This is a genomic window from Xanthobacter sp. BG11Y11_SDJG (assembly GCF_057364445.1).
Genome location: NZ_JBNFNU010000123.1, coordinates 1 through 10,683, shown reverse-complemented (window position 1 = coordinate 10,683; position 10,683 = coordinate 1). Strand labels below are relative to the sequence as shown.

The following is a 10,683-nucleotide window of genomic DNA, read 5'->3' as shown; positions in this document are numbered from 1 at the left end:
CGCCGGCGGGCGGCCGCGCCACCGCCCCCTCCCCCCTCCGACGTCGTCGACGCGGACGCCGTGGCCGATGCGGGCAAGACGATCGCCGCCGCGCACGGCGCCGTCGACATCCTGGTGGCGAGCGCCGGCATCAACGTGCCCAACCGCGCCTTCGCCGACATCGACATCCCGTCCTGGGACAAGATCGTCGCCGTCAATCTCAGCGGCGTCATGTATGCCGTGTCGGCCGTGCTGCCGGGCATGCGCGCAGCCGGCGGTGGCCTCGTGGTCATCGTCTCGTCCTGGGTCGGCCGCCACGCGGTGAAGCTCGGCGGGCCGGCCTACAACGCGACCAAGCACGGCCTCGTCGCGCTCGGCCATTCGCTCAACATGGAAGAATGCGCGAGCGGCATCCGCGCCTGCGTGGTGATGCCGGGCGAGGTCGCCACCGACATCCTGGCGAAGCGCCCCGCGCCGCCGCCGCCCGAGGAGCTGGCGCGGCTCCTCAATCCCGCCGACGTGGCGCGGATGATCCGCGCGGTGTGCGAGATGCCGCCGCGCGCCTGCGTCAACGAGATCCTCATCAGCCCCACATGGAACCGCAACTTCATCGCCCCGGGTGAGACCGCGCCGCACCCTGCGCGCGCGGCCACCTGAGGCGCCCCATTTCGAGAGCAGCTTCCGCCGGCGCGCGGACCCAAGGATGACCAGGCATGGACAGCAAGCGTAACGTTCTTTCCGGGTACCGCGTGCTCGACTGCTCGATCGCCATGGCCGGCCCGTTCGCCGCCCAAAGGCTCGGCGACCTCGGCGCCGACGTGGTGAAGGTTGAGCCCGTGACCGGCGAGTGGCAGCGCCACGTGGCGGCCGGCGGGGCGGGTGGCAACCGCATCAACGTCTCGTTCCTCTCGCTCAACCGCAACAAGCGCTCGCTGGCGGTGGACCTGAAGTCGCCCGAGGGCAAGGCGGTGCTGCTCGACCTCGTGAAGAGCGCCGACGTGTTCCTCCAGAACTACCGGCCCGGCGTCGCCCAGCGGCTCGGCGTGGACTACGAGACGCTGTCGGCGATCAATCCGAAGCTCGTCTACTGCTCCATCTCCGGCTATGGCGAGAGCGGACCCTACACCCAGCGCCCGGGCCAGGACCTGCTGCTCCAGGGCATGTCCGGCGCCATGCTCTCGGCCGGCCGCGCGGGCGAGCCGCCGACCCCGGCCGGCCAGTATCTGGTGGATGCCGTCACCGCCTACACCGCCTTCGAGGGCGTGCTCGCGGCTTTGCTCCACCGCGAGCGCACCGGCGAGGGGCAGCTGGTGCAGGTGAACATGCTCGACGCCATCACCACGCTGCAGATGCAGGAGCTCTCCGTGTTCACGGTGGCCGGCAAGCCGCAGGTGCGCTCCGCCGAGCCGCACGCCCACGTCTATATCCGCGCGCCCTACGGCGTGTTCGCGACCGCCGACGGCTTCATCGTCCTCGCCTTCCCTTCGCTCAAGCTCTTGGGCGAGCTGATCGGCGAGCCGTCCTTCCTCGCCCTGAGCGACGAGGTGGACAGCTGGACGCAGCGCGACGCCATCTTCGCCAAGACCCGCGCCAAGCTCACCGGCAAGACCAGCGCCGAATGGCTCGACATCTTCCGCGCCGCCGACGTGTGGGCCGGGCCGGTCTATGGCTACGAGGACCTCGTGAGCGACCCGCAGGTGGCCCACAACGGCACCTTCGTCACCTACGACCACCCCACCGAAGGCCGGGTGACGACGCCGGGTTTCCCCATCAAATTCTCCAAGACGCCCTCGCAGGTGGACCGCGGCGCGCCTCTCGCGGGGGAGCACTCGCGCCAGGTGCTGGCGGAGGCCGGCTATGGCGAGGCCGACATCGCCCGCCTTCTCGCCTCCGGCGCGGTGGCGGAGAGCTGAGCGCCATGGACTATCGCGGCCTCACCTGGGACCATCCGCGCGGCTACACCGCCTCGCCGCGCGCGCGCGGCTCGACCGCGCGGGTGGCCTCTCCTTGGCCTGGGACAAGCAGCCGCTGGAGGGGTTCGAGGCCCATCCCATCGACGATCTGTGCGCCCGCTACGACCTCGTGGTGCTGGACCATCCCCATGTGGGCGAGGCGGTGGCCAAGGGCTGCCTCGTGCCGCTGGAGGACCTGTTCTCGCCCGAGGAGATCGCGGCGCTGGAGCGCGACAGCATCGGCCCCAGCCTGTCGAGCTACCGCTTCGCCGGCACCCACTGGGCGCTGCCGCTGGACGCGGCGACGCAGGTGATGGCGCGCCGCGCCGACCTCCTGGACGGTCCCGCCCCCGTCACCTGGGACGAGGTGGTCGCCCTTTCCGAGCGGGCGCCGGTGGCGCTCTCCCTCGCCGGCCCGCATGCCTGCCTCACCTTCCTCTCCATCGCCGCCGCGCTGGGCGAGCCGCCCGCCGTGGCGGACCCGGACCGCCTGGTCTCGGATGCCGTGGGCGGGGATGTGCTCGACCTCATGGCGCGCCTTGCCGACCGCTCGCCCGCGGCGGTGCGCGACAAGAACCCCATCGGCATCCTCGGCCACATGGCCGCGCACGACGACGTGGCGCTGTGCCCGCTGATCTACGGCTATGTGAACTATGCGGCGCCGCGCGATCCGGCCGCGAAACCCATCGCCTTCTCGGACGCTCCGCGCGCGGCGCCCGGCGGCGGCCGGCTCGACGCTGGGCGGCAGCCGGCATCGGCGTCTCGCGCCGCTGCGATGTGACCCCGGCGCTGCTCGACCATCTGCGCTGGCTGCTGGGCGCCGACGCACAGGTCGGCTTCATCCCGGCCCATGACGGCCAGCCGAGCCGGCGCGAGGCCTGGCAGGATGCGGGCGTGAATGCGCGCTGGGGCGGCTTCTACGCCGCCACCGCGCAGACCGTGGAGGCGGCCTATGTGCGGCCGCGCCACGACGGCTACATCGCCTTCCAGGCGGACGCCTCGCGCCTCATCCGCGATGGCCTCGCCGACCGCCGCCCCCACCGCGACATCCTCGAGGACCTCGCCGCGCGCTATGCCCGCAGCCGCGTCCCCGGCACCGAACGATAGGCCAGCCCCATGACCGAAGACGTCACCTTCACCATCGACGGCCACGTCGCCACCCTCACGCTCCACCGGCCGCAGAAGCTCAATTCGGTGACGCCGGAAATGGCCAGCGCGCTGGTCGCGGCGGTGGCGCGGATCAACGACGACGACGCCATCCGCTGCGTGGTGCTCACCGGCGCGGGTGAGAAGGCGTTCTGCTGCGGCTCCGACATCCGCGAGCTGGACCGCTACGACACCGCCTGGAACTTCCGCAACCGCGAGGACTATTGCGACGCCATCCGCCGGCTGCGCAAGCCCGCCATCGCCGCGGTGAACGGCTACGCCTTCGGCGGCGGACTGGAGACCGCCATGAGCTGCGACATCCGCATCTGCTCGGAGAATGCGCAGTTCGCCGCGCCGGAGATCAAGCTCGGCTGGATCGGCGGCGGCGGCGTCGCCGCCTTCCTCTCGCACGCCGTCGGCACCTCGAACGCCGCGCTCATGATCCTCACCGGCGATCCCATCGATGCCCACAAGGCACTCGCCTGGGGCCTCGTCAGCGAGGTGCTGCCGCAGGAGCGGCTGCTGGCCCGCGCCCAGGAGCTGGCGGCGATCATCGCCAGCCGCGCGCCCATCGCGGCGGAGACCGCGAAGCTCAACCTCGCCGCCGCCCATGCTCTGCCGGTGGAGCAGGCCATTGCCTATGAGCGGGATTTGCAGACCATCTGCTTTGCGACCGAGGACGCCGCAGAGGGCCGCGCCGCCTTCAAGGAGAAACGGGCCCCGGCGTTCCGGCGCAAGTGAAGCAAATCCCCTGAGAACAAGAACGATCCGAGGAGGAAACATCCGGCCATGACCGACCCTGCCCTCACCCTCGATCCCGCCGCCGCGCTTCCCGAAGGCGGCCTTCTCGTCGGCCGCGCCTTCCGGCCCGGCATCGGCCCCAGCGTCGTCACCGTGCGCGGCGGAGAGGTGATCGACATCACCAGCTCCGCGGCCCCCACCGTGCGCGACCTGTGCGAAAGCGCCGACCCGGCGGCGCTCGCCCCGCGACCTGCCGGGCGTGCCGATCGGCGCGGCGGCCGACCTGCTCGCCAATTCCGACGAAGCCGGCGCGGCGCCCGGCGCCCCGCCTGCTCTCGCCCATCGACCTCCAGGCCGTGAAGGCCTCCGGCGTCACCTTCGTCATCAGCCTCCTGGAGCGGGTGATCGAGGAGCAGGCCCGCGGCGCGCCGGAGAAGGCGCTGGCGATCCGCGCCGACATCGACCGCCTGATCGGCGCCGACCTCTCGAAGCTCAAGCCCGGCTCGCCCGCGGCCATGGAGGTGAAGGAGGCGCTGATCGCGCGGGGCATGTGGTCCCAGTATCTGGAAGTGGGCATCGGCCCGGACGCGGAGATCTTCACCAAGGGCCAGCCGCTCTCCTCGGTCGGCACCGGCGCCCATGTGGGCATCCTGCCGACCTCGGTGTGGAACAACCCGGAGCCGGAGATCGCCATCGTTGTGACCAGCCGCGGCGCCATCGTCGGCGCGACGCTCGGCAACGACGTGAACCTGCGCGACGTGGAGGGCCGCTCGGCGCTGCTGCTCGGCCGCGCCAAGGACAACAATGCGAGCTGCTCCATCGGCCCGTTCGTGCGCCTGTTCGACGCCGGATTCTCGCTGGACGACGTGCGCACCGCCGAGTTGAGCCTGACCGTGGACGGCCCGGACGGCTTCCGCCTCACCGGCGCGAGCTCCATGCGCCAGATCAGCCGCGACCCGGAAGAGCTGGCCGCCGCCACCATCGGCGCCAGCCACCATTATCCGGACGGCTTCGTGCTCATGCTCGGCACCATGTTCGCCCCGGTGGAAGACCGCGACCGCCCGGGCGAAGGCTTCACCCACAAGGTCGGCGACGCCGTGACCATTGCGACGCCCAGCCTCGGCGCCCTGTCCAACCGCGTGCGCCATTGTTCGGACTGTGCGCCATGGACATTTGGCGTCGCCGACCTCATGCGAAACCTCGCGGGACGCGGGCTCCTGTGAGCCCCCTCGCCACCAGATGGAGGTTCCCATGACCGCCGAAGTCACCGGACAGATGCTGATCGGCGCGAGCGCCGTGCGCGGCAGCCGCAGCGAGATCTTCGCCGTCGATCCCGGCACGGGCCAGACGCTCGCGCCCGGCTTCGCGGGCGGCTCCGCACAGGACGTGGCCCGCGCCTGCACCCTCGCGGGCGAGGCGTTCGACGCCTTTCGCGAGACCGCGCCGGAGACCCGCGCCCGGTTCCTGGAAGCCGTCGCCGAGGCGATCCTCGGCATAGGCGACGCCCTCATCGTGCGCGCCATGGCCGAGAGCGGCCTGCCGCGCGGGCGGCTCGAAGCGAGCGCGGCCGCGACGGTGGGCCAGCTGCGCCTGTTCGCGAAGCTGCTGCGCGAGGGCTCGTTCATCGAGGCGCGCATCGACCCGGCGCTGCCGGAACGCCAGCCGCTGCCGCGCGCGGACCTGCGCCAGCGCCACATCGCGCTCGGCCCGGTGGCCGTGTTCGGCGCCAGCAATTTCCCGCTCGCCTTCTCGGTGGCGGGCGGCGACACCGCGTCCGCACTCGCCGCCGGCTGCCCGGTGGTGGTGAAGGGCCATTCCGCCCATCCCGGCACGTCCGAATTGGTGGGGCGCGCGGTGCAGCAGGCGGTCAAGGCCTGCGGGCTGCCGGAAGGCGTGTTCTCCCTGCTGTTCGGGTCCGGCAGCGAGGTGGGCATCGCCCTCGTCACCGATCCGCGCATCAAGGCGGTGGGCTTCACCGGCTCGCGCCGCGGCGGGCTGGCGCTGGTGGCCGCCGCGCAGGCGCGCCCGGAGCCGATCCCGGTCTATGCGGAGATGGCCTCCATCAACCCGGTGGTGCTCCTGCCGGCGGCGCTCGCCGCCCGCGCCGAGGCGCTGGGCAAGGAGTTCGTCGGCTCGCTCACGCTCGGTGCAGGGCAGTTCTGCACCAATCCCGGCCTCGTCTTCGCGCTCGCAGGCCCCGATCTCGACCGGTTCGTGGCGGCTGCGGGGGCGGCGCTGCAGGCGAGCGCCGCGGCCACCATGCTCACCCCCGGCATCCATGCGGCCTATGAGGCGGGCGTCGCCCAGCTCGAAGCCAATGCCAATGCGCAGACCCTCGCCCGCGGCACGGCGGGCGCCGGCCCGCACCAGGGCTGCGCCGCTCTGTTCCTCACCGAGGCGGCGGCGCTTGCGGGCGACCATGCGCTCACCGAGGAGGTGTTCGGCGCGTCCTCGCTGGTGGTGCGCTGCCGCGACCTCGACGAGGTGCAGGCCACCATCGCCCAGCTCGAAGGCCAGCTTACCGCCACCATCCATGCGGACGCGGCGGACGCGGACGCCGCCCGCGCGCTGATCCCGACCCTGGAGCGCAAGGCGGGCCGCATCCTGTTCAACGGCTGGCCCACCGGCGTCGAGGTCTGCGACGCCATGGTCCATGGCGGCCCGTTCCCGGCCACGTCGGACAGCCGCACCACCTCGGTCGGCACGCTTGCCATCCGCCGCTTCCTGCGGCCGGTCTGCTACCAGGACGTGCCCGACGCCCTGCTGCCCGACGCCCTGAAGCGGGCCAACCCGCTCGGCGTGCCGCGCCGCATCGACGGCACGTTCCAGGGCACAACTCCGGGCTGATTTCACCCCGCCCCCCGCGCCCACCCCAAGAAGAACACTGGAGGAAGCCCATGTCCCTGAAGCGCCTTCTGACCCCGCTCGCAGCCGCCGGAGCCCTGCTCCTGGCCGCGGGCGCCGCCTCCGCCCAGACCAAGAGCGTGGTCACCTTCGCCGCCTCGCATTTCGCCGAGGTCGGCCGCGGCGACCGCCTCAAGGCCTGGGTGGAAAAGTTCAACAAGGAGAATCCGGACGTGGAGGTGAAGCCGATCACCATCCCGTTTTCCTCCTTCGCCACCACCATCTTCACCCAGATGGGCGGCGGCGGCGGGCCGGACATCATCCGCTTCGACCTGCCGGAATTCTATGCCGCCGTCGCGGCGAAGTCGGTGCTGCCGTGGGACGGCGTCATCACCGACGCCGACTACAAGTTCACCAGCGCCGACAAGTTCATGTTCGTGGGCGGCAAGCGCTATGGCATCGCCTTCGACACCGCGAACTACGCCATGGTCGTCAACGCCGCGCTGGTGCCCGGCGGCAAGGCGCCGGCGAACTTCGACGATTTCCTGGCCGCCGCCAAGGCCGCGACCAGGGACGGCCATTACGGCTTCGCCTTCCGCGCCACCATGGCCGAGCGCGGCGGCATGTGGTATGATTTGACCAATTTCGTCTACGGCTTCGGCGGCCGCTGGTCGAAGCCCGACGGCACGCCCACCTTCAACAGCCCCGAGGTGATCGCCGGCATCACCGCCTACAAGCAGGTCTACGACGCCGGCGTGACCCCCAAGGGCACCGACGCCGCCACCTACCGGCGCATGTTCTGGGAAGGCAAGATCGCCATGGAGATCGACAATGGCGGCGTCGCCACCATTCTCACCTCCGAGGGCAAGGCGCACCCCATCGGCGCCGCCCCCTCGCCTTTCCCGCACCGCGAGCAGGGCATGATCCTCGCGCCTGCCACCATCAACGCCAACACCAAGGTGAAGGACGCGGCGGTGAAGTTCCTGCGCTGGGCGCTTCAGCCCCAGCAGCAGCAGGAACTGCAGACCCTGCTCGGCGCCGCCAACGTCGCCACGGTGGTGCCGCGCACCGCCGCCGAACTCGAAGCCATGCCGTGGCTGAAGGTCTACGACGCGCAGACCCCCTACAGCGTTCCCGCTTTGCCGCAGGGCCTGGAGACCAAGGCGCCGGAGATCCAGCAGATCGTGGTGGCCCAGGTGCTCAAGGTGCTCCAGGGCGGCATGGCGCCGAAGGCGGCCATGGACGAGACCCAGCGCCTCGTCACCACGCGCGTCCTCGGCCAGTGAGTTGACCGCGACCTGACTGCGACCCTGCCGGGGGCGGCCCGCGCCGCCCCCGCTTTCCCCTTGGGACCTTGATGATGACGCGCCCCGCCCAGAGCCGGCCTCAGGCCGCCGACCAAGCCGCAGCGCCGGACCGCAGCCGGTGGACCGCCGCGGTCTTCGTCGCGCCGGTCGTGATCTATCTGCTCGCCTTCCAGTTCTACCCGCTGGCGCAGCAATTCTATCTCAGCGTGACCGACACCTCGCTGCTGAACCCCTCGCGCCAGACCTTCGTGGGACTGGAGAACTATCGCGACATCCTGAGCGATCCCGAGTTCCACCAGGCGCTTCGGGTGACGGTGGTCTACACGCTGGTCTGCGTCGCCGGCTCGATCCTGCTCGGCCTCGGCGCGGCGCTGCTGCTGGACCGGCCGTTCCGCGGCCGCGGCATCGCCCGCGCGCTGGTCACCATCCCCTGGGCCGCGCCGCCGGTGGCTGCCGCCCTCATCTTCGTGTGGCTCTACAACGCCCAATACGGCCTCGTGAGCCGCGCCTCGCAGGCGCTCGGCCTCTCGGCCGGCGGCTTCAACTGGCTGGACGAGCCCTCCTTCGCGCTGCCGGCGATCCTCATCACCACCCTGTGGCAGATCTTCCCGTTCTCGGCGGTGGTCATCCTCGCCGCGCTCCAGGGCGTGCCGTCCGAGCTGCGCGAGGCGGCGGTGATCGACGGGGCGGACCGCCTCAGCGTGTTCAAGGCGGTGGTGTGGCCCACCATCCGCCCGACCGTTGCGCTGCTGGCGCTGCTCATCACCGTGTGGTCGCTGCGCCGCTTCGACGTGATCTGGATCATGACCCAGGGCGGCCCGCTGGGCGAGACCAACACACTGGTCATCGACCTCTACCGGCGCGCCTTCGTCTATCTGGACCTCGGCCGCGCCGCCGCGGTGGGCATCGTCGGCCTCGCCATCGCCGTGCTCGTCACCCTGGTCTATTTCTGGGCTTCCCGGCGCGCGGAAGCCGCGAGCGGGAGGCGGTGAGCGCCATGGCCCGGTTCCATCCCTTCCATGCCATCGCGGTGCTGGCCCTGCTCGGGGTCGCCGCCTTCCCGCTCTACTGGATGTTCGTCACCTCGCTGACGCCGTCGGCCCGCCTGTTCGGCGCCGCGCCGCAGATGCTGCCGGACCTGTCCCAGTTGCCGGTGTATCTCGACGCGCTGACCGTCACCTCGCTGAGGCACTGGCTGTTCAACTCCATGGTGGTGGCGGTGGGCACGACGGTGCTCTCCCTCCTGCTCGCGGTGCTGCCGGCCTACGCGCTCTCGCGGCTCAAATTCCCCGGGCTGCTGCTGCTCGGCTTCGTGCTGTTCCTGACCCAGATGCTGCCCGAGGCGATGCTGGTGGTGCCGCTCTACGACATCTTCGCGCGCATGGGCCTGCTCAACACGCTGCTCGGTCTGATCCTGGCCAACACCGCCTTCACGGTGCCGGTGGTGACCTGGATCCTGAAGGGCGCCATCGACGCCGTCCCGGGCGAGATCGAGGAGGCGGCGCACATCGACGGCTGCTCGCGCCTCGGCATCGTGCTCACCGTGGTGGTGCCGCTGATCGCGCCGACGCTCGCGGCGGCGGCGGTGATCGCCTTCTTCCACGGCTGGAACGAATATGTGTTCGCCCAGACCTTCATCAGCGACGACCAGCTGCGCACCGCCTCGGTGGGGCTGGCGAGCTTCGTCGGCGAGCTGTCGACGCCGGTCCACACGGTGATGGCGGTGGGCTTCATCTACACCCTGCCCGCGGTGGTCTTCTATCTCTTCGTCCAGCGCTACGTGGTCGCCGGAATGACCTCCGGCGGCGTCAAGGGCTGACGCGCGCGCCTGCGCACCCCATTTTCGAGGAACACGCCCCATGGCGCTCAAGCTCGCGAACGTCACCAAGTCCTTCGAGGCCCACAAGGTGATCGACAATGTCGACATCGAGGTGGGCGACGACGAATTCCTGGTCCTGCTGGGCCCCTCGGGCTGCGGCAAGTCCACCATCCTGCGCATGATCGCGGGGCTGGAGACCCTCACCAGCGGCGAGATCCACCTCGCCGGCCAGCGGGTGGACCGGCTGCCGCCCAGCGCGCGCGACATGGCCTTCGTGTTCCAGTCCTATGCGCTCTACCCGCACATGACGGTGCGCCGGAACATCGCCTTCCCGCTCATCATGCGCCAGCACCGCTGGTGGTTCCACCTGCCGGTGATCGGCGGCCTCGCCAAGCGCCGCATCGAGCGCAGCCCGGAGGTGCGCGAGAAGGTGGAGCGCACGGCGGAGATGCTGGCGCTCACCAAGATGCTCGACCGCTATCCGCGCACGCTTTCCGGCGGCCAGCGCCAGCGCGTGGCGCTGGGGCGCGCCATGGTGCGCCAGCCCTCCGCCTTCCTCATGGACGAGCCCCTGTCCAACCTCGACGCCAAGCTGCGCACCGCGATGCGCGCCGAGATCACCCAATTGCACCAGCGCGTCGGCGGCACCTTCGTCTATGTCACGCACGACCAGATCGAGGCGATGACCATGGGCACCCGCATCGCGCTGCTGCGCGACGGCACGCTCCAGCAGTTCGGCACCCCGCGCGAGATCTACGAGACGCCGGCCAACACCTATGTGGCGCGCTTCATCGGCACGCCGCCCATGAACCTGATCGCGGCCGAGGTGGCGGACGGGGCGCTTGCCGTCGGCACGGCGCGCCTGCCGCTGCCCGCCGGCGCGATCCATGCCGGC

10 protein-coding genes and 1 pseudogene are annotated in these 10,683 nt (G+C 71.1%); all 11 read left to right on the top strand.

All coding sequences use genetic code 11. The features are described from left to right. A partial coding sequence (locus AC2W7M_RS12180; RefSeq protein ID WP_486132588.1) for an SDR family oxidoreductase occupies positions 1-636 on the top strand: 636 nt, incomplete at its 5' end. A 56-nt stretch (positions 637-692) separates the two neighbouring features. Then, the gene (locus AC2W7M_RS12175; RefSeq protein ID WP_486132587.1) at positions 693-1,892 is read left to right on the top strand and encodes a CaiB/BaiF CoA transferase family protein; all 1,200 of its coding nucleotides are present in this window, start codon (positions 693-695) and stop codon (positions 1,890-1,892) included. A gap of 94 nt (positions 1,893-1,986) precedes the next feature. Next, entirely contained in the window at positions 1,987-2,712 is a 726-nt protein-coding gene (locus tag AC2W7M_RS12170; RefSeq protein WP_486132586.1) for an extracellular solute-binding protein, read from the top strand. Then, complete coding sequence (locus tag AC2W7M_RS12165; RefSeq protein ID WP_486132585.1) at positions 2,709-3,038, top strand: hypothetical protein; 330 nt, start codon at positions 2,709-2,711, stop codon at positions 3,036-3,038. The genes AC2W7M_RS12170 and AC2W7M_RS12165 overlap by 4 nt, the downstream gene beginning before the upstream one ends. Before the next feature lie 9 nt (positions 3,039-3,047). Next, a complete protein-coding gene (locus AC2W7M_RS12160) occupies positions 3,048-3,818 on the top strand; it encodes an enoyl-CoA hydratase/isomerase family protein (protein WP_486132584.1) in 771 nt (256 codons plus the stop codon). A gap of 48 nt (positions 3,819-3,866) precedes the next feature. After that, a pseudogene (locus tag AC2W7M_RS12155) lies at positions 3,867-5,041 on the top strand (fumarylacetoacetate hydrolase family protein). 28 nt (positions 5,042-5,069) lie between these two features. Then, positions 5,070-6,665: an aldehyde dehydrogenase (NADP(+)) gene (locus AC2W7M_RS12150; protein WP_486132583.1), complete on the top strand. Its 1,596-nt coding sequence runs from the start codon at positions 5,070-5,072 to the stop codon at positions 6,663-6,665. A 50-nt stretch (positions 6,666-6,715) separates the two neighbouring features. Next, positions 6,716-7,948 (top strand): extracellular solute-binding protein, encoded by a 1,233-nt coding sequence (locus AC2W7M_RS12145; protein ID WP_486132582.1) that lies wholly within the window; start codon positions 6,716-6,718, stop codon positions 7,946-7,948. A gap of 74 nt (positions 7,949-8,022) precedes the next feature. Then, positions 8,023-8,961 carry a carbohydrate ABC transporter permease gene (locus AC2W7M_RS12140; RefSeq protein ID WP_486132581.1) on the top strand — a complete coding sequence of 313 codons (939 nt, stop codon included), beginning with the start codon at positions 8,023-8,025 and terminating at the stop codon, positions 8,959-8,961. A gap of 5 nt (positions 8,962-8,966) precedes the next feature. Then, positions 8,967-9,788 (top strand): carbohydrate ABC transporter permease, encoded by an 822-nt coding sequence (locus tag AC2W7M_RS12135; protein WP_486132589.1) that lies wholly within the window; start codon positions 8,967-8,969, stop codon positions 9,786-9,788. 40 nt (positions 9,789-9,828) lie between these two features. Further along, positions 9,829-10,683 (top strand): ABC transporter ATP-binding protein (locus AC2W7M_RS12130; RefSeq protein WP_486132580.1); only part of this gene is annotated, 855 nt, incomplete at its 3' end.

Coding starts and splice junctions, on each gene's coding strand:
- AC2W7M_RS12175 (WP_486132587.1), top strand. CDS start 693: ATGGACAGCAAGCGTAACGTTCTTTCCGGGTACCGCGTGCTCGACTGC.
- AC2W7M_RS12160 (WP_486132584.1), top strand. CDS start 3,048: ATGACCGAAGACGTCACCTTCACCATCGACGGCCACGTCGCCACCCTC.
- AC2W7M_RS12150 (WP_486132583.1), top strand. CDS start 5,070: ATGACCGCCGAAGTCACCGGACAGATGCTGATCGGCGCGAGCGCCGTG.
- AC2W7M_RS12145 (WP_486132582.1), top strand. CDS start 6,716: ATGTCCCTGAAGCGCCTTCTGACCCCGCTCGCAGCCGCCGGAGCCCTG.
- AC2W7M_RS12140 (WP_486132581.1), top strand. CDS start 8,023: ATGACGCGCCCCGCCCAGAGCCGGCCTCAGGCCGCCGACCAAGCCGCA.
- AC2W7M_RS12135 (WP_486132589.1), top strand. CDS start 8,967: ATGGCCCGGTTCCATCCCTTCCATGCCATCGCGGTGCTGGCCCTGCTC.